The sequence below is a fragment of the Bacteroidota bacterium genome (assembly GCA_026391695.1).
Lineage (GTDB): Bacteria > Bacteroidota > Bacteroidia > Bacteroidales > JAGONC01 > JAPLDP01.
This window is the reverse complement of the sequence record JAPLDP010000061.1, coordinates 17003-40548: the sequence shown is the minus strand read 5'-3', so window position 1 is coordinate 40548 and position 23546 is coordinate 17003. Positions and strand designations below refer to the sequence as shown.

Below are 23546 nucleotides of genomic sequence, written 5' to 3'. Positions count from 1 at the left end.
GACCAACGCAACATGTCCTGAAAAGGACTTTAAGAACACAGACATGAGTTAATGCCAATCATTCGTTTGGCTAAGCTCGCAGGAGAAACTCGCATACCAAAGGCGTTATAACTTGGAAAGGATTTATAGGAGAAATTTAACAAATATTACCTTATCGGAGTATCCCATTCCATGGTCTTTGGAATTATTCTACCGGTTGAGTATGGCAACTTTAATGATCCGAAATCAGGTAGTTCGGTCAGGATAAAAGATAAAATGATTAAGTTTGCAGCATATATTGATTGATGATAGCCAAGGAATTAATATCCAACATGATAATTCCTCTCCTGATTTCTGATAATGGGGAGATAGCTCTGAACAGGATGGATGAGTTCAATGTGACTCATTTGCCGGTACTCGATGACAACACACTTATTGGGCTAATAACAGATACGGATATTTTTAACAGTAATGAATTTTCACTATTATTGGGCCAATATACCTTTTCTCTTGGTCTGGTTTATGTTACGCAGTACCAACATATTTATGATGTCATAAAGCTTTTTGATACTCACCAGCTGACATTATTACCCGTTTTGGATGATAAACGCCATTATTTGGGATCTATTACACTTCCAAAGCTGGTCAACCAATTCTCAATTTTATCTGCCGCTAAAATCCCAGGTGCCATCATTATCCTAGAGCTTAATACTAGCGATTATCTGATGACTCAGATAGCTCAGATTATTGAATCGAATGAAGCCAAGATACTTAGTCTCTGCACAACAACTTACAACGATTCAACCCGAATGGAGATAACTCTGAAAATCAATAAAGTTGAAATTCGATCAATTTTACAAACATTTAACCGTTACAATTATATTGTCAAAGCTTCGTTTACAGAAGAGGATGTTTATGAAGACCTTCGTGAAAGATATGACTCTTTTATGAGGTATCTGAATACATAAAATCATGCAAGTGCAATAAATCTATATGATAATAACTGGTCTCTTTGGTAAAACAATCAATCATGATTCCCTTCAATACCTCCAGCAACTGATCGAAGCTGTTGAATCGCGAGGTATACATCTGGTAATTTTTGAACCATTTTATCATTCTATCATCCAGACCATCCGTTTTAATAGAGAACCTGAAACTTTTAATGACTTCACCGATATTTACAACCATATAAATTTTCTGATTTCAGTGGGGGGAGATGGGACATTGCTGGATACAATAACTCTTGTCAGAAATTCCGGTATCCCTATTTTGGGTGTCAATATGGGTAAAATGGGTTTTTTATCAAGTGTTGCCAAGGAAAACCTGGTTCCCGCTATCAATGCATTGGCAAATGGCACTTACTCGATAGATCAGCGTACAATGCTCAAGTTGATAGAACCGGGTGTTTTCGGTGATTTAAACTTTGCACTTAATGAGTTAAGTGTATTTAAAAAAGATCCTCATTCGATGATCATTATCAATGTTTTCATTGATGGTAATTTTTTAAATTCATACTGGGCTGATGGCTTGATTATAGCAACACCAACCGGTTCAACAGCCTACTCTCTGAGTTGTGGAGGCCCCATCATTACTCCAGGATCAGAGAATTTCATTATCACGCCTATTGCCACACACAATTTAACCGTCCGGCCTATCGTTATCCCCGATAAAAGCCTCATTAAGATTATTGTTGAATGCAGGCAAAGGGAGTATTTTATTAGCCTCGATTCACGGTTCAGGACTATCGATTCATCGGCAGAACTTATCATTGTGAAGGAAAATTTCAACATCAATCTTGTCAGACTTGAAGACGAGGTTTTTTTTAAGACTATCAGGGAAAAATTAAAGTGGGGGATAGATATAAGGAATTAATAGAATCATATCGCTTGACAAGAACTTTTCATGAGGAATAAAAAAATCATAATTTTGTCCGCCTATTTGCTTTTATGAAGAGATTTTTTTTGATATTACCGCTTATACTTATTGTTTCCACACTTTTTGGTCAGAAAGGAGAATTAGGCCTTTTTGGCGGAGGATCCTATTATGTTGGTGATATTAACCCGGTTAAACATTTTCTTCAGTCAAAAGCAGCATTTGGTATTTTTTACCGCTATAATATTGATACCAGGGTAGCACTCCAGGCAAGTTATAACAGGGGAAAACTCGTGGGTGATGACGCTGTTGCCCGGTGGATACCTGAACGGCAGCTTAAATTTGAATCGATCATTAATGATTTTTCTGCACGGTTTGAATTTAACTTTCTGGATTATTTTATTGGTAGTACAAGGTCATACTTTACTACTTTCATTTTTTGTGGGATCAGTCTGTTTACCTTTAATCCAAAAGCAGATGGCGTTGCACTTCGCCCGCTGACTACCGAGGGTGTAAATTATTCTAAAATTTCTATAGCCATGCCATTTGGCCTGGGATTCAAATATAGTTTAGGTGAAAACTTGGGCATTGGTGCTGAATGGGGCATGCGAAAAACTGCCACAGATTATATTGATGATGTGAGTACAATATATAATTTTCAGGAATCAGGTTCCCCTCATTATACTGATCCCTCAGGGACTTATAAGCAGGATATGCAACGCGGGAATTCACAGAATAATGATTGGTACAATTTCACAGGTATTTTCGTATCTTATAAGTTTAGTATATTTAGTACACATAAATGCCGCAATCAGGAGTTTTCAAAATAATAGGTGCAGGATGATGATATATATCTGATAAGGTGATCTGATGAATTTAAAGGAAAAAATAGATATTGAAAAGTTGCCCTTGCATATTGCAATTATTATGGATGGTAATGGCCGCTGGGCAAAGCAAAGGGGCAAACAAAGAATATTTGGTCACAGACATGGTGTTAAAGCTGTGAGAGAGACAACTGAAGCAGCAGCTGAAGTGGGAATTCAATATCTTACTCTTTTCGCTTTTTCAACTGAAAATTGGAATAGACCAAAACCTGAAGTGAACGCCCTGATGCATCTTTTGGTAAAAGCAATCAACAAAGAGACCAAAACATTACAGGAGAACAATATACGCCTTAAAGCCATTGGTGACTTGAAAAGCCTTGATAAAAGCTGTTATACAGAGTTAATGGAAGCTATTGATAAAACTTCCCATCTCAATCGGATGACTCTTATTCTTGCACTTAGCTATAGCTCTCAATGGGAGATACTGGAAGCGACCAAATCTATTGCCGGTAAGGTTAAAAATAAGGAACTGGCATTAAAAGACATCAATAAAGAGCTTTTTAAATCATATCTCACTACAGCTCCATTTCCTGATCCGGAATTGCTAATCCGTACAAGCGGAGAGCATCGGCTCAGTAATTTTCTACTCTGGCAATTGGCCTATTCCGAGTTGTATTTTACACCTAAACTCTGGCCTGATTTCCGGAAAGAAGATCTGTATGAAGCCATCATTGATTATCAAAGGCGCGAACGTAGATTTGGAATGATCAGTGAACAAATTAAAGGTCCAGTTGAATGAAGCGAAGTTATTATATTATCCTGTGTATAGTGTTGTTTTATTCACTGCCTCTCGGTGCTCAAATTTCTATTAGTGGTGATCTTTCTGAAATGGATTATGCCCGCCCTCTGGAATACGAAATAGGTGGCATCACCTTCTCCGGCATTCAATACATGGATAATAATGTTCTGACCATGCTTTCGGGATTATCAGTTGGTGATAAAATTACCATTCCTGGAGATAAAATCAGCGACGCTATTAAAAACCTTTGGCAACAGGGGTTATTTGAAGATATTCAAATTACGGCTACCAGGATTGAGGGGGATGTCATCTTCCTGAATATTTTTATCAAAGAACGCCCACGACTCTCGAAATTCTCTATCCTTGGTGTCAAAAAGAGCGAATCCGACAACATCCGCGATGAAATTAAGCTGGTAACCGGCGATGTCGTCACGGATAATCTTATAATCAGGACATCAAATACCATCAAAAAGTATTATCATGAAAAAGGCTTCCTGAATACAGAGGTTGCAATAACACAGGAAAAGGATACTAATACAAGGGCGAATCAGGTAATATTAAATATTAATATTGATAAAAATAGCAAGGTAAAGATTTATCAAATTAATGTCATTGGCAATAAAAACCTGAGTGCTGATCAGGTTAGGAAGGCATTTAAATCGACAAAAGAGAAAAGTTATATTCAGCCTTTGAATTATCTGGATACCCTCATTCTTTCTACTTTCAAGGCTGCCATGAGTTTTGATATGCTTGACGTAATCAACAACGTTGGGCAATATTTTTCGGATAATATGCGTCTGCGCATTTTTAAAACCTCAAAATACATAGCTGAGGATTTTAAAGAGGATAAAATGAACCTCATTAAAAAGTATCGTGAACTCGGTTACAGAGATGCAGAGCTCATGAAAGACTCCATTTCGATTAATCAGGATAATAATATCAATATTGATATCACTGTTTATGAAGGACCAAAATATTACTATAGAAATATTACATGGATAGGAAACACCAAATTTACAGCGGAACAGCTCAATGCAATTCTTAAAATTAAAAAGGGAGATGTTTATAATCAGGAAGCCTTAAATGCAAACCTCACTTTTAATCCAAACAGCATTGATGTCAGTTCTCTTTATATGGATGATGGTTATTTGTTTTTCAGTGTGGAACCTGTGGAGGTGCACGTCGAAAACGACTCTATCGATGTTGAAATGCGCATATATGAAGGAAAACAGGCTAAAGTGAACAAGGTAACGGTGAAAGGTAATACGCGTACCAATGATCATGTCATCATACGCGAAATACGTTCTAAACCGGGTGATTTATTTAATCGGTCAGATATCATCCGGACTACCCGTGAGTTGGCTCAATTGCAGTATTTCAACCAGGAAAAAATCAATCCGGTTCCAATACCTAATCCTGCTGATGGAACTGTTGACATAGAATATAATGTTGAGGAAACCTCTTCTGATCAAATTGAATTATCTGGTGGCTGGGGTTATGGACGGGTCATCGGAACAGTTGGTGTATCTTTCAATAACTTTTCAATGCGGAATCTGTTTAAAGGTGAAGCCTGGCGGCCAGTTCCTTCAGGAGATGGGCAGCAGCTCAAACTCCGATTGCAATCTTATGGGAAAGGTTATGTCAGTTATAATGCATCATTTACAGAACCTTGGCTTGGGGGAAAAAAACCTAATTCATTCAGCGTTTCCCTCTATCATTCACTGTATTCCAATGGATTAAATAAAAATGACCCGGAACGGCAATCTTTCGTTCTGAATGGATTATCCTTTGTTCTGGGAAAAAGGCTGACATGGCCGGATGATTATTTTACTTTGGTGCAAACCATTAACCTGCAGCGTTACGTACTTAAAAATTATACTAGTGTATTTTCATTCGGAACCGGAACCGGTGATTATAATAGTATAACATACATGATTACTCTCGCAAGGAATTCAGTCGACGCACCGATTTTCCCACGCAATGGTTCTGAGATTTCATTATCACTTGAACTGACACCTTGGTATTCACTCTTTGGAAATAAAGATTATTCTTCATTGGCTGAAAATGAGAAATATAAATGGATCGAATATCATAAATGGTTTTTCCAGGCTTATTTGTATAAACAGTTGGCCGGAAATCTTGTAATGGCTTTGCGATTGAAATATGGATTCATGGGCTGTTATAACCAGACTATTGGTATTACACCATTTGAAAGATATTACCTCGGGGGAGATGGACTCTCAGGGTATAACAATATGGATGGAAGAGAAATAATCGGTTTCAGAGGATATACAAATGAATCACTTACACCGAACTATTATAAAAATCATAATACAGGAGGAACTATATATACTAAAAACACTCTTGAACTCAGGTATCCGGTCTCACTTAATCCTAATTCCACCATTTATTTTTTAACATTCCTTGAAGCGGGTAATGACTGGCCTGATTTTCAGTCCTATAATCCCTTTAATTTGTATCGTTCAGCCGGTGTAGGCATACGGGTGTTTTTGCCAATGTTTGGCATCCTGGGTCTCGACTGGGGATATGGCTTCGATGCAGTCCCCGGTATGCCAAATGCCGGTGGTAGCCAATTCCATTTCTCTATTAACCAGTCGATAGATTGATTATGGTATGATATTTAACTAGATTAAAGCCCTGATTACAATAATGTTAACAGAAAAACAAGTACAATGAAAAGAATTATTTTGACCTTTACACTACTGATTAATATGGCATTATTTTCTTTTGCACAGAAATATGCATTTGTTGACACAGATTATATTCTTGAAAACATACCTGAATATAATGATTCACAGTCTGTCTTAGATGATCTTGCCAAACAATGGCAAAAAGAAATCGAAACCAGGTATAACGAAATTGATCAGCTTTATAAAGCCTATCAGGCTGAATCTGTTCTGTTACCTGAAGAAATGAAGAAAAAACGACAGGATGATATTATTAAAAAAGAAAAAGAAGTTAAAGAATTGCAGATGCAGAGGTTTGGAAAAGATGGAGATTTATTCAAAAAAAGACAGGAGTTGATAAAGCCGCTACAGGAGAAAATTTATAATGCAGTAGAGGAAATTGCTACAGAAGGTAATTATGCTATGATATTCGATAAAGCTGGCAGCCTTACAATGCTGTATGCAAATTCAAAGTATGACCTGAGCGATGATGTTCTCGATAAATTGGGTTATACATACAATTCCAATAAGTCAGATAATACGGAAAAACCAGACAATAAAGTAAAATAAGTGTTGAAGATCGATGCTGTCTTTTGAATTATCAGATTTATTCTTACATTTGCCCTCTGAGTTTAAAAACAATTAACATGAGAAATTTTAGAAAACTAATCGTAACAACGTGTGTTTTGTTTTTTGCGGTAGCCTCGCAAGCACAGAATCAGGAAAAATTTGGTCACCTTGATTTTGCTACCCTTTATAGCATGATGCCAGGAATTGATTCTGTGAAAGTTCAATATGAACAATATGCTAAAAGTGTTCAGGAACAGTATAATGCCATGCAGACTGAGTATCAGAATAAGGTTGTTGATTATCAGTCAAATCAGGCCACTTTGTCTGCTATAATCAAACAAACCAAAGAAAGAGAAATCCAGGACCTCCAGTCACGTATTGAGGCTTTTCAGATATCAGCCCAGCAGGATCTCCAGGATAAAGAAGCCGCTCTATCCGAACCACTTATTGAAAAAGCCCGGAATGCCGTTAAAGAAGTTGCAAAAGAAAATGGTTATACCTATATTTTAAACACTTCGGGAGGAATGCTTCTTTATGCTGACCCAAGTGATGATATAATGGAATTGGTGAAGAAAAAGCTGGGTATACAATAGCACGAAGATTTTCTATTTAAAATCCCGGTAATTAACGGGATTTTTTTTATCAAATTTAAAGGAGTTGCTGATACTTTTACCAATTATTAGTTGTCAGATTTTATTTCAGGTGCAATGTCTATAATTCTTGAATAATCAATGGAATAATGTAACCCCCTGCTTTCTTTTCTCTCTTTCGCCATTTTTATAATCAAATAGGCGATATTGATCATATTTCTTAACTCACAAATCTTTACAGTAAGAATAGATTTTTGATACAATTCTTCTGTTTCTCGGTAAAGTATTTCTAAACGGTCAAGTGCTCGTTTCAGACGCAAATTTGATCTGACAATACCCACATAATGACTCATTATTGACTGCAGTTCCTTCAGACTTTGTGTGATGAGAATCATTTCTTCGTTTAATACAGTGCCTTCATCATTCCAATCAGGTATTTCATTAACAAACTCATTTTTCATAAAGATTTCTGAAGCATGGATACTAGCGCGGTGGGAGAAAACAAGGGATTCAAGTAAAGAATTAGAAGCCAGGCGGTTAGCGCCATGTAGTCCCGTTGAAGCACATTCTCCAGAAGCATAAAGGAATTGAATGGAACTCCGGCCCCATTCATCCGTTTTGATGCCGCCGCATATATAATGCGCAGATGGGATCACTGGTATCATTTCTTTTGTGATATCAGTACCAATGCTAAGACACTTGGCATAGACTGAAGGAAAATGATCGATCAGTTCATTCTTGTTGAGATGGCGGCAGTCCAGGCTAACATAGTCGTCACCGGTCAGCTTCATCACATTATCTATTGCCCGGGCGACAATATCGCGTGGGGCCAGTGAGCCCCTGGCATCATATTTCTGCATAAACTCCTCACCATCCCTGGTTCTTAATATAGCTCCAAATCCCCGCAAAGCCTCAGTGATTAAAAAGGCTGGTTTCTCGCCTGGATTAAATAATGCTGTAGGGTGGAACTGAATAAATTCCATTTTTTCAATAATCCCCTTAGCCCGATAAACCATGGCAATTCCATCTCCTGTAGCAATATCAGGATTAGTGGTCGTATTGTAAACATTACCTATACCACCTGTCGCTATCATCGTGGTACGCGCAAGAATTGTGAAAATTTTATTTGTTTCCTTATTCAATACATATGCCCCATAGCAGCAGATATTTTTCGTGCGTTTTGTCACATTCATGCCCAGATGATGCTGAGTGATAATGTCAATCGTGAAATGATTCTCAAGAATTTCGATATTAGATTGTCGCCTGACTTCCTTAAGTAAAGTTTTTTCTATCTCCTCTCCTGTGTGATCTTTATGATGCAGAACCCTGTGCTCGGAGTGCCCTCCTTCCCTGGCCAGGTCAAAACGCCCAGATTCTTCCTTGTCAAAACTAACACCCCATTCAATCAACTCTTTCACCCTCTCTGTTGATTCCGTTATGGTCATCCTTACAATCTTACCATCGCAAAGGTCATCACCAGCAATAATAGTATCTCTGATATGTTTCTCATACGTGTCAGGTGTATACATCACTGCAGCTATTCCTCCCTGGGCATAACGCGTTGCTGTTTCATCGGCATGGGTCTTGGTCACAATACACACAGTCCCAAATTTTGCTACTTTCAATGCATAGCTTAAACCTGCGATTCCTGAGCCGATGACAAGAAAGTCAATCTTTTTACGCACCATATGATTAGGATTGTAATAAAACAATTATTAAAGAGTGAGTAAAATCCTGACAGGATCATTACCACCGAAAAGCATTTTGGCAGGATTTTCCAGCATTTCCTTTACTTTGACAAGGAATCCCACAGACTCTCTTCCATCTATAATCCTGTGGTCATAGGACAGTGCCACATACATTACCGGACGAATTTCCACTTTTCCGCTTATTACAACTGACCTGTCAATTATGTTGTGCATACCCAGAATTCCGCTTTGGGGGGGATTTATAATCGGAGTTGACAGCATCGATCCAAATACTCCACCGTTTGTGATGGTAAATGTGCCCCCGGTCATTTCTTCCAGTGTTATTGAATTATTTCTTGCCCTTTCAGCCAAATCCTTGATCTTTATTTCTATCTCAGCCATGCTCATCATTTCAGCATTTCTGATAACCGGAACCACTAGTCCTTTGGGTGCACTAACTGCAATCCCAATATCTGCATATTTATGGTAGACGATTTCATCACCATCAATTGTGGCATTTACTTCCGGGAAATCGTTCAAGGCTTCTGTTACTGCTTTGGTGAAAAATGACATTAATCCTAAGGAGATACCAAATTTCTCGACGAAAATATCTTTATATTGTTTCCTGATATCCATGACAGGCCCCATGTTCACCTCATTAAAGGTTGTCAGCATGGCGGTTTCGTTTTTTATAGCAACCAAACGTTCAGCAAGTTTCAATCGCAATGTGGACATCTTTTTCCTCTCTATATCACGGTTTCCTTTCCATAACGATGCACGAGATGGGTGTGATATTTTATCCTTTTGTTCAGCGAATTTCAGTACATCACTCCGTGATATCCTTACACTTCCATAACGACCAAGAATTTCTTTCTCCGAAATAGCATTTTCTGACATGATCTTTCTTGCCAGAGGTGAAATATGCATGTCCTTGGCAGAGGCTGTAATATCTGATTTGTCCCGAACCGGTAAAGAAGAAGAAACCTCCGAAGTCTTACCTTTAGTTTCTTTCAGAGAAGAAGCACCCGGAACTATTTCTTTCTTTATTTCTTTTACAGCTTTGGTGTTAATAGTCCCAATTCTTGAACCGACCTGGAGTGTTTCCCCCGCCTGTACAAGAATATTTATCTGGCCGCTTTCTTCTGCAGTGATGCTGATAGTGGCCTTATCCGAATCGATTTCGGCTATCTCATGGTTTTTTTCTATATAATCGCCGTCATTAACGAGCCATGAAGCCAGTTGTACCTGTGTAATCGATTCTCCCGGACTAGGAACCTTAATTTCAATGACCATTATAAATAGTTATTTGGATTTATTTTTTTTCTGTCTGATTACGGCACCTTCTTTTTCAAATGCACGCCATTGGTTACCGATACATACCATTTTACATTCCAGTTTCAACCGGTGGCAGTCACATGCATCGAAGGTCTTACTGATGATTTTACGTTGCTGGAGCAAATGAAAATTTATTGATCCTGTTGCCGGACTTCCGCTTGCAGGCCTTGCAATGACTTTTATATTAATATCTGCCGAGAGAAAGACTTGATGAATAAATGGCCATGCTCCCATATTCACAGGCTCTTCCTGAACCCAGAGTAGTCTACTGGCATGTAAGTATTTATTGATCAACGCTTTGATCTGTTTTATTGGCGTTGGATAAATTTGCTCAATCCTGATCAAGGCAATGGTATCATTTCCTGATTTTTCTTTTTCATCAAACAGATCATAGAAAACTTTACCACTACAGAATACCACTTTGTTGATTTTATCAGGATTGGCTTCTGAATCATCTATTAGTTCTTTAAATCCGCCTGAAGTAAAAGCATCCAGCGGGGACACGCACAAAGGATGACGTAAGAGGCTTTTAGGAGTGAATATGATCAGTGGTTTTCTGAAATGTCTGTGCATTTGACGCCTTAATGCATGAAAATAGTTGGCTGGTATTGAACAATTGATGACCTGAAGATTGTTTTCAGCACAGAGTGAAAGGAATCTTTCCAAACGAGCAGAAGAATGTTCAGGACCCTGTCCCTCATAACCATGAGGTAATAGAAGAACTAAGCCATTCATCACACTCCACTTGTCTTCGGCACTACTAATGTACTGATCGATTATAATTTGAGTTCCATTGCTGAAATCTCCGAATTGTGCCTCCCAGATGGTGAGAATTTTAGGTGAGGATAACGCATAGCCGTATTCAAATCCCAGAATACCATATTCAGATAGGGATGAATTATATATACTAAATCCGGGCTGGCCTTCACTCAGGTGATCCAGTGGAATATACTTTTCCTCAGAATCTTCAATAGTCATTACTGCATGTCTCTGTGAAAAGGTGCCACGCTGTGAATCCTGTCCGCTGATTCTCACAGGTATACCCTCCCTAAGCAGAGTGCCAAAAGAAAGAAGTTCGGCCATAGCCCAGTCTATCAGTCCAGATTGTTCGAACATTACCCTGCGGTCGTTTTGTAATTTAATGGTCTTACGGAAAAACTTTTTATCTGGAGGGATTTCTGCTATCTTAAGCCCAATGCTAACTAATGTTGAATGGTCTACGGCAGTCACGGGAGAAGATTCAAAATCTTCATCTTTGGCCTTGGAGAATTCTTGCCATGTATCCTCAAAGAATGAAGTTATGGTTGATTTCTTCATATTTTTTGAATCGATCAGTGACGTTTCCATGGATTCCTGGAATTTTTTTGCAAATAAATCGTCCTGACTGATATCAGAATGACCCTCGGCTATTAATTTGTTTAAATAAATATCCTTTGGATTGGGATGATTTTCAATAATCTTATACAAGACCGGTTGTGTGAATCGGGGCTCATCTCCTTCATTGTGACCGTATTTGCGGTAACCTAGAAGATCGATAAAGACATCCTTGTTGAAAGTTTTACGGAATTCCATTGCCAATTGGACCGTGTAAACGAGTGCTTCGACATCGTCGGCATTAACATGGAAAATAGGTGACTGGATAGTTTTAGCCACATCGGTACAATAGATACTTGTGCGTCCGTCAAGATAATTGGTCGTGAATCCAAGCTGGTTATTTATTACCAAATGAATAGTGCCTCCTGTTTTGTATCCTTCCAGCCCTGACATCTGGATAACTTCATAAACAACCCCCTGGCCTGAAATGGATGCATCACCATGAATAAGCACAGGTGTTATCCGGTTTGAATCTCCATTATAAATATGATCAATGCGGGACCTGACGATACCTTCGGCTACCGAGTTAACAGCTTCAAGATGTGAGGGATTGGGACAAAGGGTTAGAAGAATCTTTTTGCCTTTTTTAGTTTCCCTGATGGATGTATATCCCAGATGATATTTAACATCACCCAATAGTGATTCTTCTTCATATTCTTTGCCTTCAAACTCATTGAAAATATCTTTCAGTGATTTTTTTAAGATATTTGCCAGAACATTAAGCCGTCCTCGGTGTGCCATTCCGATTATGAACTCCTTTGTGCCAAATTCGGACCCTTTTTCTATGATGGCTTCAAGAGCAGGTATCAGTGATTCAGAGCCTTCAAGAGAAAATCGTTTCTGACCAGGGAACTTAGTATGTAAAAAGTGTTCGAAATCAACCGCCTTGGTCAACATTTGTAATATTTCCAGCTTGTCTTCTTTTAAGAAATCAGGGGTATTCCGGCACCCTTCCATTTTCGCTTTTAACCAGGCACAGATCTCTGTGTTTCTTATGTACATGTATTCGATCCCAATGGATTGGCAATACGTTTGATTCAGAAAATCAATAATTTCTTTTAAAGTAGCCCTGCCAATGCCAACCTCCTGTCCAGCCAAAAAGTATTGATTCATGTTTGACTCTGCCAGTCCATAATTTTCTATAGCCAACGTTGGACTGTATTTGCGCCGTGTACGAACAGGATTGGTTTTCGTAAACAGGTGGCCACGTTTACGGTAATCATCTATAAGAGAGATGACCTTAAATTCGGAAGACGTCCTTAACTTTTGTTCTTTCGTTAGCGGGTAGTTCTCTTTTGCGAACTGGAAACCTTCAAAAAATTTCCTCCAGCCAAAGTCAATAGAATCAGGATCCTTTTTAAACGCATTATATAGTTCTTCAATTTGTGAAGGATCGGCATTATTTAAATAAGAGAATTCATCCATGTATGCAACTGATACAATGTGGCTCCACAAAAATAAGTAAATTAATGAAATACACAGGATTCCTCCTTCGTTCTATAAACAAAAAAAAGTCCACAATGTTGTGGACTATTAAGATCTTTAAAGGTTGGAATAAATAAATCCCCCAAAAGAGTGTAACAGATGAGTCCTATTCTGGATGTATTGCTTCAACAGGGCATACGTCGGCACATGACCCACAGTCAGTACAAATATCCGGATTTATAACATATATTTCGCCTTCAGAAATGGCGTCAACCGGACATTCATCGATACATGTGCCACATGCTGTACAGTCGTCTGATATTTTGTAAGCCATAATGATTTTTTTTTGGTTAATAATGATGTAATAGATATAAAGTCATTTGTGTCTTGCAAAATTATCTGAAATATTTTCAATAAACCAAAAAAAAGTTTATTTATTTAGCAGTATTTCCATTAGGCTATTAATTAAGAAAAGTCATAAGATTCTTGGGATTGAGAGCCATTGTTATTAAAAAACAAAAAAAAATGAAATGAAATCTTAATTACTATAATTTTGCTGTCCTAATTATGTGCATAAAAATGGTTAAGAAAAAGAGAAAGATCATCGAAATTGATGATGCAGTTGTAAAATTTGCCGGTGATTCTGGGGATGGAATGCAACTGACAGGGACGCAATTTTCTGATACATCTGCTTTTGTCGGGAATGACCTATCGACATTTCCTGACTATCCTGCTGAAATCAGAGCACCTCAAGGCACAGTTGCCGGTGTCTCGGGATTTCAGGTGCATATCGGTCACAAGGAGGTAAAAACCCCAGGAGATTTAGCAGATGTTCTCGTTGCAATGAACCCTGCAGCTCTGAAAACCAACTTAAAATGGGTAAAAACCGGTGCAACTATTATTATCGATATTGATAACTTCGAATCCAAACAATATAAAAAAGCAGGATATGAAACTGATCCACTGGAAGATGGGACATTAGATGGATTCAATATCGTCAAAGCTCCCATTACGACCTTGAATAAATCTATTGTAATAGAAATGGGCCTTGATAGCAAAACCGCTGATAAGACCAAGAACCAGTTTGCTGTTGGTATTCTGTACTGGTTGTTTGACCGTGACCTGAATTTTGGAGAACAGTTTCTTGATGATAAATTTAAATCTAAACCTCAACTGGCTCTGGCAAACAAGAAAGTACTCAGGGCGGGTTACGATTATGCAGAAACCATAGAAACACTTGAATCCAGATTTCAAATACTTCCTATCAAGGAGCGTAAAGGTTTATTCAGGAACATAACTGGCAATAATGCCGTTGCATGGGGTTTTCTTGCTGCCTCCGAGCGGTCAGGACTCCCGCTTTTCCTGGGATCTTATCCAATAACCCCAGCCTCAGAGATTCTCCAGGAGCTAAGTAAAAGGAAACACCTTGGTGTGAAGGCTTTCCAGGCTGAAGACGAAATTGCAGGTATTAACTCAGCTATTGGTGCCAGCTTTGCAGGTAACCTCGCTGTTACAACAACATCAGGACCCGGATTGGCGCTTAAAAGCGAAGCTATTGGGTTAGCAGTCATCACAGAGTTACCTTTAGTTATTGTCGATGTCCAGCGTGGAGGCCCATCAACAGGATTACCTACCAAATCTGAACAGGGAGATTTGCTTCAGGCCTTATATGGAAGAAACGGTGAAAGTCCAGTCATCGTTATTGCCGCTTCATCACCTGCAAATTGCTTCGATTACGCCTTTAAGGCGTGTAAACTGTCCATTGAACATATGACCCCGGTAATACTTCTCACTGATGGATATCTGGCAAATGGTTCTGAATTATGGAAAATACCGAAGATGTCTGATTTACCGGAAATAGTGCCCCGATTTGTAAAAGATAATGATCCCGATTTTAAACCTTACCGTCGAGACCTTCAAACATTGAGCCGGTTATGGGCATTGCCCGGACAGGAAGGATTAAGACATCGCGTGGGAAGCCTGGAAAAAGAAGACGTGACAGGTATCGTATCACATGATCCTCTCAATCACGAAAAGATGGTCAGATTACGGGAAGAGAAAGTTCAGCGCGTTGCGAATTATATTCCTGAATTGCAGCTTGACGGAGAAGACTCAGGAGACCTCCTCGTCATCGGCTGGGGTGGAACCTACGGCTCCTTGCTCAGTGCAGTCCAGGATCTCCAACGGGAAGGAAAAAGTATTAGCCTGGCTCAGTTCAATTATATTAAACCTCTTCCCAAGAATACTAAAGATATCCTTAATGGATTCAAAAAAATAGTAGTCTGTGAACTGAACCTTGGACAGTTTGCTATTTATCTGCGCTCTCAGTTTCCCCAATACGCATATTTGCAGTACAATAAAGTTCAAGGGCTACCCTTCATGATATATGAGTTGAAGCTGAAGTTCAATCAAATTTTGGAGGAATTATAAAATGGCAAATGAATTTCAGACCGAAGATTTATCCACGCCGATAGTTTCTAAAGAAGATTTCAAGCTGGACCAGCCTGTTAAATGGTGTGCCGGTTGTGGTGACTATGCCATCCTCTCGTCAGTTCAGAATGCCTTACCTGAAGTAGGAGTCAGAAAAGAGGATGTCGTGATAGTTTCAGGCATCGGTTGTTCATCACGGTTTCCATACTATATCAATACCTATGGTTTTCATGGACTTCATGGAAGGGGCTCCGCTGTTGCCTCCGGCATAAAAATCGCCAATCCTAAACTCAGTGTATGGCAGATAACCGGTGACGGCGATTGTATGGCAATTGGAGGAAATCATTTTATTCACCTGGTCCGAAGAAATATTGACATTAATATTTTACTCTTTAACAATAGGATTTATGGCCTGACTAAAGGACAGTTCTCTCCCACATCGCCAAAAGGTCTCAAAACTAAAAGTTCTCCTGATGGAACAATTGAATCTCCATTCATTCCAGGTGAATTGGTCATGGGCTCCCAGGGAACTTTTTTTGCACGGATTCCTGATACCGAGCCACAGCGGATGAAGGAAGTTTTTGTTGAGGCCGCTAAACATAAAGGTACATCAGTGGTTGAAATTTTACAGAATTGCGTTATATTCAATAATGGCATTCATTACTCAATTACAAGTAAAGAATTGAAAGATGATCACCAGATCTATCTGGAACACGGAAAGCCTATGATTTTTGGCAAAAACAAAAATAAAGGCCTGATGCTTAAAGGTATGCGGTTGAAGGTTGTTACAATTGGTGTAAATGGAATTAGTGAGCAGGATATCCTGATTCATAATGCGAAAAGTCCTGATGATGCTTTGCATTATATGCTTGTACGCATGACCCTGCCTGAATATCCAGTTGCAACAGGTGTTATCAGATCTTATGATGACAATGTCTATGAGGATGTAATGGAAGCACAGATCAAAAAAGCAAGAGAAGAAAATAAGATCAAAACGGTTGACGACCTAATGAACAGTGGGAATGTCTGGGAAATCTAGATGTTTAAAGCCTTTCTGGATTATATTACCTTAGAAAAACTATTTAAATCCGGTGACCGGATTTTATTAGCAGTCAGCGGCGGTATGGATTCTGTCGCTATGACAACACTGTTCCAACGGGCTGGATTTTCATTTGGAATTGCTCATTGCAACTTTGGTCTGAGAGGTGCTGATTCTGATGCAGACCTTTTATTCGTTCAAGCAATGGCAGAGCGACTGCATGTTACCTTCTTTTCAAAAAAAATGGATACCTTGGCTTATGCAAGTGATAAAGGATTGTCCATCCAAATGGCAGCAAGGGAATTACGCTATGAATGGTTTGAAGAGTTACTGGCGACATATGATTATCAGTATCTGGCCACCGCTCATCATGCCGACGACCAGATCGAAACACTTTTCATTAATCTCATCAGGGGAACAGGCATTACTGGATTACATGGTATCCTACCCAAACATGACAAGATCATCCACCCTATGCTATTTACATTCCGCGAGGATATTGAGAAGTTTATCATTGAGAATGATCTGGCATACAGAACAGATAACTCTAATTTGTCTCTAAAATATCTCCGTAATCAGATAAGGCTTCAGCTGATTCCAATCCTTAGAAGTATAGAACCTGACTATCAGAGGATAATCACAGAGTCAATTTACAGGATCAGGGAAGCAGAATCCATTTATCATGAACACGTGAAAGCCAGACTGGATGGCATAATTCAGACCGATAAATCGGTGACCAAAATATTGATTGAAAACGTCAAATCTCTAAAATCTCAGAAAAGTTATATCTTTGAGATGCTTTCTCCATATGGATTTAACTACCCTACTGTAGAACGGATCATTTCCGCTCTTGATGAAATACCAGGTAAACAATTTATTTCAAAATCCCACAGATTACTTAAAGACAGGGAGTACCTGATCATATACAGAAAAGATCTCACAGACAAAGATGTTCCTGATAATATCCTGATTGACAATGATATTCTGTTCCTGGATGATCCCCTCCGGCTGAAATTTAGTGTCATCGAAGAATGGAAGAATAATATTGTCACAGATCAACCCTCTGTTGCTTGCCTGGATTATGATGAATTGACATTCCCTCTTGAATTGCGCAAATGGAAAAAAGGCGATTATTTCTATCCATTTGGTTCAAAAGGGAGAAAAAAAATAAGTGATTTTTTTATCGACGAAAAAATGTCACTGTATGAAAAAGAAAATACCTGGTTGTTTATTTCAGGTGAAGCCATAATATGGGTGATTGGTAAAAGAATCGATAACCGTTACTGTATTACAGCAAAGACTAGGAAGATTTTTCAAATTAAACTATTTACAGATTGACCATCTATTTCTGTTTTTGTAAATAATTAGAAATTTTTAACATATTCAATTCCCAGTATTTACTTACTTTTGCCTTCTTAATAAAGTTTTTGCACATGACTGTATTATTTCGATATTGGCTCCACATCTGGCGTCCGATACTATTCAAGTTTTTTTTACTGGCATCGCTTGCCGGATCATCTCAGGTGCTTCAACCGGTAAAGTGGAGCTTTAGCACTAAGAATCTTGGAAATCAAGAGGTTGAACTTGTTTTTTTGGCTACTATCGATTCCAACTGGCATCTTTATTCACAGTATATTGATTCAGCGCCTCCGGCGACTACCTTCACATTTGAAGAAAATCCCGGAATCATGAGAGTTGGTAAAGTCATGGAATCCAATGCGCTTGAAGAATATGACTCGAGTTTCAAGATGGTGCTCAAGTACTTTACAGAAAAGGCCATTTTCACCCAGAAAATAAAATTGCTTGTTGATAAGCCTCTGACAGTCAAAGGCTATATAGATTTCATGTCTTGTGATAACACTAAGTGTATACCACCGGCTGACGAAGAATTTGAGTTCATTTTTGATCATGCTATAAAGACAGGAGTTACCACGACAGAAAAAGCTGATGGATCTCAACTCCCCATCGCTCAAGTGAATACTCTCACCCTGGCTGATGATTCAGATACACTTATTACTCAACAGACAGCTAAAAGAGAATCTACCACCTTAAAGGCAGATAATATTGAGGATTCTCATAATATCAGGATGAAAAGATCACTTTGGGGATTTTTCATTTTATCCATCTTAGCTGGTCTGGCTGCTATTATCACGCCATGTGTCTTCCCGATGATCCCCATGACGGTAACATTTTTCATGCATGATAATGAAAAAAAGAAGAAAGCGAAATTCCAGGCGATCATTTACGGATTATCTATAATTGCCATCTATACAATTATCGGAACTCTGGTAGCTGTGACTTTAGGAGCTAATTTTGCCAATTTCCTTAGTACACACTGGCTGCCGAATATTTTGTTTTTCCTGATTTTCATGGTCTTCGCTGCATCGTTTCTTGGTGCTTTTGAAATGACCCTTCCCAGCTGGCTGATCAATAAGGCTGACAAGCAAGCTGACAAGGGCGGAATTACCGCACCTTTTTTTATGGCCTTTACTCTTGCACTGGTTTCTTTTTCTTGCACTGGTCCGCTTGTTGGTGCGATACTGGTTGAATCTGCCGGTGGACAGATCCTTAAACCCATCATTGGTATGCTGGGTTTTTCACTTGCATTTGCACTCCCGTTTACTATTTTTGCTTTTTTCCCGTCATGGCTTGGTAGCCTGCCAAAATCCGGTGGCTGGCTTAATTCGGTAAAAGTTGTACTTGGATTCATCGAACTGGCACTTGGTCTGAAATTTCTCAGCATAGCTGACCAAACCTATCATTGGGGAATTCTTGACAGAGAAGTTTACCTCGCACTTTGGATAGTCATCTTCACACTTATGGGATTCTATCTGCTTGGTAAGCTTAAATTTGCTCATGACAGTGATGTCCAACATATCAGCGTTACACGTGCAATTCTTGCCATATTTACCTTTTCTTTTGTGGTGTACATGATTCCCGGCATGATCGGTGCTCCACTGAAGAAATTATCCGGTTATATGCCGCCTCAGACCACCCTTGATTTTGATCTCAATAAAATCATCCGCGACAATATCAAGCTCAGCGGAGGTATAAATGAAGTCTCCAATTCTGAAATCTGTGATAAACCGAAGTATTCTGATATTCTTGACTTGCCACATGGATTGGAAGGCTATTTCGACTATGAACAAGGTCTTACCTGCGCAAAGCAACAAAATAAACCGGTTTTTATCGATTTCACAGGGCATGGTTGCGTGAATTGTCGTGAGATGGAGGCCAATGTATGGTCTGATCCGAAAGTTCTTAAACGTCTCAAGGAAAATTATATCGTCATCGCTCTTTATGTGGATGATAAGACAAAAATACCAGAATCAGAATGGATAACATCAACATACGATGGTAAGGTAAAAAATTCTGTTGGGAAAAAATATGCCGATTTTCAAATAACCAGGTTCAATGTTAACGCTCAACCATATTATGTGTTGCTTGACCATAAGGGAGAATTGTTAACCGATCCGAGGGCATATAACCTTAATGTTGAGGCATTTGTTGATTTTCTTGACAAAGGTATTGCGGAATTCAAGAGAAGGAATGGCTCAAAATAACTATCTAGGCTTCTCTCCCTTTTTAATCATTTCCCCATAATACTGGTAGAAATAATAGATTGTTTCAATTCCTTTAAAGAACTGCTCTAAAGAGAAGTTTTCATTAGGTGAGTGAGTGGCATCCGATTCCAGACCAAATCCCATCAATATAGATTTGATGCCGAGAATGGATTCGAAGGACGAAATAATAGGAATACTTCCGCCGCTTCTGAAGGGTACCGGATCTATTCGATAAACTTTGAGATAAGCTTTTTCAGCCGCTTTATAAGCAGTCATATCCATTGGAGATACATATGGTTTTCCACCGTGCAGATATTTGATATTTACCTTAACATAATCGGGTGCAATCGACCTGAAATGTTTTTTAAAAATCGCTGCGATTTTTTTATGATCCTGATTAGGTACAAGGCGCATTGAAATCTTGGCGGAGGCTTTGGAGGGAAGGACAGTCTTAGCCCCCTCGCCGGTATATCCTCCCCAGATACCATTTACATCCAGAGAAGGACGTATACCAGTCCTTTCAATTGTAGTAAACCCATCTTCCCCCATTTCCTGTGCAATATCTAATGTTTTTTTAAAGTTCTGCAGGTTAAAAGGGGCTTTAGCCATAGCATTTCTTTCCTCCGGTCTAATCTCAACCACGTCGTCATAAAACCCTGGAATTGCGATTCTGTTCTTTTCGTCTGTCAAGGATGCAATCATCTTTGCCAGTACATTAACTGGATTCGCAACAGCACCTCCATATAACCCGGAATGAAGATCCCTGTTCGGACCAATCACTTCAACCTCCATGTAGCATAAGCCTCTTAATCCGATGGTAACTGACGGCGTATCTTTATCGATCATGCCGGTATCTGAAATGAGGATGAAATCTGCTTTGAGCATCTCTTTATACATCTCGCAAAACTTACCTAAACTTGTCGAACCGACTTCCTCTTCTCCTTCGATCATAAATTTTACATTACAGGGTAATGAATAGGTCCTCGTCATGAATTCAAATGCTTTTGCATGGATATATGCCTGCCCTTTATCGTCATCTGCTCCCCTGGCATAAATTTTCCCATCCCTGATTTCTGGTTCAAATGGTTTGGACTTCCACTGGTCCAAAGGATCCACTGGCATGACATCCATATGGCCATAGACAAGCACTGTTGGCAATAATGGATCAATGATTTTTTCAGCAAAAGTGATTGGATTGCCTTCTGTCTCAAAAACCTCAGCTTTATCAGCGCCTGCCTGTAGTAAAGCTTTTTGCCAGTAAATGGCTGCTTTCATCATATCGGGTTTGTGCTCTGAAATTGAACTGATGGAGGGAATTCTTATCAGATCAAATAATTCATCCAGAAAACGTTGCTTATTTTCTTCAATATACTGTTTTATTGATTCCATGAGTTGATTATTATAGTAGTGATTAAAACATATTAACTTCAACCTGATTAATCGCTCTTAAGCTATTAAATTGAAAGCAACTAATTTGGTCCTTAAACGGGGATAAATATAATAATTCTGTTCTAAAGCTTATTAAATTTTCAAAATGTTTACTTTTGGAGGACGTCAATAATATTGTACTATGTCAAGTATTAAGGTCGCTATCAATGGATTTGGTCGTATTGGAAGGATAACATTCCGGCAAATGATCAAAAATAAAAAAATTGATGTTATTGCTGTCAATGACCTGACAGATGCCAGGACACTTGCACACCTGCTCAATTATGATTCTGTTCAGGGTAAATTCAAGGGAACTATCAATGTAAAGGATAATTACCTGATTGTCAATGGAAGGAAAATACTGGCATTATCTGAACAAGATCCTGAAAAGCTTCCCTGGAGGGAGACCGATATCGACATCGTAATTGAATCTACAGGGGAATTCACAACAAAGAAAGATGCATTAAAACATATACGGGCAGGTGCAAAGAAAGTCATCATTTCGGCTCCTGCCAAAGGCCCCGCTGATGATGTCAAATACCTGGTTCTCGGCATCAATGATCATATTCTCAGTAAAGAGGACATCATCATTTCCAATTCTTCCTGTACAACAAATTGCGTGGCACCTCTTATACAGATTCTTGATGAGAACTGGGGCGTTGATGAGGGCTTTATAACGACTGTGCATTCTTATACAAGGGATCAGAATCTTATAGATGGCCTACATAAAGATCTGCGCCGGGGTAGGGCTGCTGCTATCTCGATCGTCCCAACCACTACAGGTGCAGCCAAAGCATCAACGCGGATATTCCCTCATCTGGAAGGTAATCTGGGAGGAGCAGGTATTCGTGTTCCGGTTCCTGACGGATCGCTGACAGATTTTACATGTACCGTTAGGAAGGGAACCTCCATTAAAGAGATTAATCTCGCTTTTAAGAAAGCTGCTAAAGGTCGGTTTCTTAAAATACTTCAATATACTGAGGATCCCATCGTATCGGTTGATGTCATCGGTAACACCCACTCAGCAATCTTTGACGCTGGTTTGACTGCCGTTCTTGGGGATAGGCATGATCTGGTGAAAGTAGTAGCATGGTATGATAATGAAACCGGCTATGCAGCAAGGCTTGTCGAACTCGTTGAAAAATGGGCAAACTTAAAATGAGGAAGGATAAAACTTTAACTCCAGATTTGTACCATCATAAACAGCATATGAAAAGTTGACAAGCCAGTCACCTAGAAGGATGAATCGGGTTTGACCATTTATTTTAACATCGGTGGGTAGATGCCTATGTCCGAAAATAAAACAATCGATATCTGGATGCTCTTTTAGAATACTTGTTGCATAATGATATAACATTTCATTTTCTAAATGGTTCTTTTTCTCCTTTTTACCCTCCCTGGCTATATGAGCATATTGGCTCCTTTTTGAAAAGAATAAGCCGAGACGTGTACCAATATCAGGATGAAGCCAGCTAAACAAGAATTGGTTAGGTCTGAAGGCAAAGGTCTTCTTCAGAAACTTATATCCGGTATCACCTGGTCCAAGTCCGTCACCATGTGCCAGATAAAACTTTTGACCGGAAAATTCCTTGATCTCCGGATTCCGGTGCAGTTGAATATGGATCTCTTTTTCCAGATAGTCGAATGCCCATACATCATGATTGCCACGGAAAAGATGAATGGGTATACCTTCATCTGTAATTTCGGCCAGCTTACCCAATAATCGCACAAATCCTTTAGGAACTACTGTAGTATATTCAAACCAGAAATCAAAGATATCACCCATCAGGTAGATCTCATAAGCATCCTGCTTTACTTCATCCAACCACTTTATAAATAATTTTTCTCTTCTTAAACTGTTATCATGGTCAGGTATGCCAAGGTGAAAATCAGAAGCAAAATAAATTTTTCCTTTCATGTTTTGATTCTTAGCCGTAAGTTCC

The 23546-nt window shown here is 39.0% G+C and carries 18 protein-coding genes; 12 read left to right on the top strand and 6 right to left on the bottom strand.

Annotated elements, in window-relative coordinates; genetic code table 11:
- The first annotated feature begins 311 nt into the window (after positions 1-311).
- From NT175_07670 to NT175_07640, 7 genes are all read left to right on the top strand, one after another.
- Positions 312-947 (top strand): CBS domain-containing protein, encoded by a 636-nt coding sequence (locus NT175_07670; protein ID MCX6234588.1) that lies wholly within the window; start codon positions 312-314, stop codon positions 945-947.
- A gap of 25 nt (positions 948-972) precedes the next feature.
- Positions 973-1851 (top strand): NAD kinase, encoded by an 879-nt coding sequence (locus NT175_07665; GenBank protein ID MCX6234587.1) that lies wholly within the window; start codon positions 973-975, stop codon positions 1849-1851.
- 74 nt (positions 1852-1925) lie between these two features.
- Entirely contained in the window at positions 1926-2681 is a 756-nt protein-coding gene (locus NT175_07660; protein MCX6234586.1) for a DUF6089 family protein, read from the top strand.
- 40 nt (positions 2682-2721) lie between these two features.
- A complete protein-coding gene (locus NT175_07655; protein ID MCX6234585.1) occupies positions 2722-3474 on the top strand; it encodes an isoprenyl transferase in 753 nt (250 codons plus the stop codon).
- Positions 3471-6101, top strand: a complete 2631-nt coding sequence (locus tag NT175_07650) for a BamA/TamA family outer membrane protein (protein MCX6234584.1) — start codon at positions 3471-3473, stop codon at positions 6099-6101. The genes NT175_07655 and NT175_07650 overlap by 4 nt, the downstream gene beginning before the upstream one ends.
- Before the next feature lie 66 nt (positions 6102-6167).
- Positions 6168-6731, top strand: a complete 564-nt coding sequence (locus NT175_07645) for an OmpH family outer membrane protein (protein MCX6234583.1) — start codon at positions 6168-6170, stop codon at positions 6729-6731.
- Positions 6732-6808: 77 nt separating this feature from the next.
- Positions 6809-7324: an OmpH family outer membrane protein gene (locus tag NT175_07640; GenBank protein ID MCX6234582.1), complete on the top strand. Its 516-nt coding sequence runs from the start codon at positions 6809-6811 to the stop codon at positions 7322-7324.
- An 86-nt stretch (positions 7325-7410) separates the two neighbouring features.
- Here the strand turns inward: NT175_07640 and nadB are convergent, their stop codons facing one another.
- The 4 genes from nadB to NT175_07620 all read right to left on the bottom strand — a co-directional run bounded on the left by nadB (position 7411) and on the right by NT175_07620 (position 13477).
- A complete protein-coding gene (gene nadB / locus NT175_07635) occupies positions 7411-9006 on the bottom strand; it encodes an L-aspartate oxidase (GenBank protein ID MCX6234581.1) in 1596 nt (531 codons plus the stop codon).
- A gap of 30 nt (positions 9007-9036) precedes the next feature.
- Entirely contained in the window at positions 9037-10302 is a 1266-nt protein-coding gene (gene odhB / locus NT175_07630) for a 2-oxoglutarate dehydrogenase complex dihydrolipoyllysine-residue succinyltransferase (protein ID MCX6234580.1), read from the bottom strand.
- 9 nt (positions 10303-10311) lie between these two features.
- Entirely contained in the window at positions 10312-13143 is a 2832-nt protein-coding gene (locus NT175_07625; GenBank protein MCX6234579.1) for a 2-oxoglutarate dehydrogenase E1 component, read from the bottom strand.
- A gap of 166 nt (positions 13144-13309) precedes the next feature.
- On the bottom strand, positions 13310-13477 hold the full coding sequence (locus NT175_07620; GenBank protein MCX6234578.1) for a 4Fe-4S binding protein: 168 nt from the start codon (positions 13475-13477) through the stop codon (positions 13310-13312).
- A gap of 245 nt (positions 13478-13722) precedes the next feature.
- On the opposite strand from NT175_07620, the gene NT175_07615 reads away from it, so the two are divergent.
- From NT175_07615 to NT175_07600, 4 genes are all read left to right on the top strand, one after another.
- The gene (locus NT175_07615) at positions 13723-15573 is read left to right on the top strand and encodes a 2-oxoacid:acceptor oxidoreductase subunit alpha (GenBank protein MCX6234577.1); all 1851 of its coding nucleotides are present in this window, start codon (positions 13723-13725) and stop codon (positions 15571-15573) included.
- A 1-nt stretch (position 15574) separates the two neighbouring features.
- Positions 15575-16612: a 2-oxoacid:ferredoxin oxidoreductase subunit beta gene (locus NT175_07610; GenBank protein ID MCX6234576.1), complete on the top strand. Its 1038-nt coding sequence runs from the start codon at positions 15575-15577 to the stop codon at positions 16610-16612.
- Entirely contained in the window at positions 16613-17950 is a 1338-nt protein-coding gene (gene tilS, locus NT175_07605; protein MCX6234575.1) for a tRNA lysidine(34) synthetase TilS, read from the top strand.
- A 95-nt stretch (positions 17951-18045) separates the two neighbouring features.
- A complete protein-coding gene (locus NT175_07600; protein ID MCX6234574.1) occupies positions 18046-20175 on the top strand; it encodes a thioredoxin family protein in 2130 nt (709 codons plus the stop codon).
- Here NT175_07600 and NT175_07595 read toward each other — a convergent pair whose 3' ends face one another.
- A complete protein-coding gene (locus NT175_07595) occupies positions 20176-21564 on the bottom strand; it encodes a dipeptidase (GenBank protein ID MCX6234573.1) in 1389 nt (462 codons plus the stop codon).
- Between the two features lie 181 nt (positions 21565-21745).
- Here NT175_07595 and gap point away from each other — a divergent pair, with 181 nt between their 5' ends.
- A complete protein-coding gene (gene gap, locus NT175_07590; GenBank protein MCX6234572.1) occupies positions 21746-22765 on the top strand; it encodes a type I glyceraldehyde-3-phosphate dehydrogenase in 1020 nt (339 codons plus the stop codon).
- Here the strand turns inward: gap and NT175_07585 are convergent.
- Positions 22757-23521 carry a UDP-2,3-diacylglucosamine diphosphatase gene (locus NT175_07585; GenBank protein ID MCX6234571.1) on the bottom strand — a complete coding sequence of 255 codons (765 nt, stop codon included), beginning with the start codon at positions 23519-23521 and terminating at the stop codon, positions 22757-22759. The genes gap and NT175_07585 overlap by 9 nt on opposite strands.
- Between the last annotated feature and the right edge of the window lie 25 nt (positions 23522-23546).

What these genes read in the sequence shown, in the direction of transcription:
- NT175_07585 (MCX6234571.1), bottom strand. Translation starts at nt 23,521, where the DNA reads ATGAAAGGAAAAATTTATTTTGCTTCTGATTTTCACCTTGGCATACCT.
- NT175_07595 (MCX6234573.1), bottom strand. Translation starts at nt 21,564, where the DNA reads ATGGAATCAATAAAACAGTATATTGAAGAAAATAAGCAACGTTTTCTG.
- NT175_07660 (MCX6234586.1), top strand. Translation starts at nt 1,926, where the DNA reads ATGAAGAGATTTTTTTTGATATTACCGCTTATACTTATTGTTTCCACA.
- odhB (MCX6234580.1), bottom strand. Translation starts at nt 10,302, where the DNA reads ATGGTCATTGAAATTAAGGTTCCTAGTCCGGGAGAATCGATTACACAG.
- NT175_07670 (MCX6234588.1), top strand. Translation starts at nt 312, where the DNA reads ATGATAATTCCTCTCCTGATTTCTGATAATGGGGAGATAGCTCTGAAC.
- NT175_07645 (MCX6234583.1), top strand. Translation starts at nt 6,168, where the DNA reads ATGAAAAGAATTATTTTGACCTTTACACTACTGATTAATATGGCATTA.
- gap (MCX6234572.1), top strand. Translation starts at nt 21,746, where the DNA reads ATGTCAAGTATTAAGGTCGCTATCAATGGATTTGGTCGTATTGGAAGG.
- NT175_07665 (MCX6234587.1), top strand. Translation starts at nt 973, where the DNA reads ATGATAATAACTGGTCTCTTTGGTAAAACAATCAATCATGATTCCCTT.
- NT175_07615 (MCX6234577.1), top strand. Translation starts at nt 13,723, where the DNA reads ATGGTTAAGAAAAAGAGAAAGATCATCGAAATTGATGATGCAGTTGTA.
- NT175_07655 (MCX6234585.1), top strand. Translation starts at nt 2,722, where the DNA reads ATGAATTTAAAGGAAAAAATAGATATTGAAAAGTTGCCCTTGCATATT.
- NT175_07600 (MCX6234574.1), top strand. Translation starts at nt 18,046, where the DNA reads ATGACTGTATTATTTCGATATTGGCTCCACATCTGGCGTCCGATACTA.
- NT175_07620 (MCX6234578.1), bottom strand. Translation starts at nt 13,477, where the DNA reads ATGGCTTACAAAATATCAGACGACTGTACAGCATGTGGCACATGTATC.
- NT175_07640 (MCX6234582.1), top strand. Translation starts at nt 6,809, where the DNA reads ATGAGAAATTTTAGAAAACTAATCGTAACAACGTGTGTTTTGTTTTTT.
- NT175_07625 (MCX6234579.1), bottom strand. Translation starts at nt 13,143, where the DNA reads ATGGATGAATTCTCTTATTTAAATAATGCCGATCCTTCACAAATTGAA.
- NT175_07610 (MCX6234576.1), top strand. Translation starts at nt 15,575, where the DNA reads ATGGCAAATGAATTTCAGACCGAAGATTTATCCACGCCGATAGTTTCT.
- NT175_07650 (MCX6234584.1), top strand. Translation starts at nt 3,471, where the DNA reads ATGAAGCGAAGTTATTATATTATCCTGTGTATAGTGTTGTTTTATTCA.
- tilS (MCX6234575.1), top strand. Translation starts at nt 16,613, where the DNA reads ATGTTTAAAGCCTTTCTGGATTATATTACCTTAGAAAAACTATTTAAA.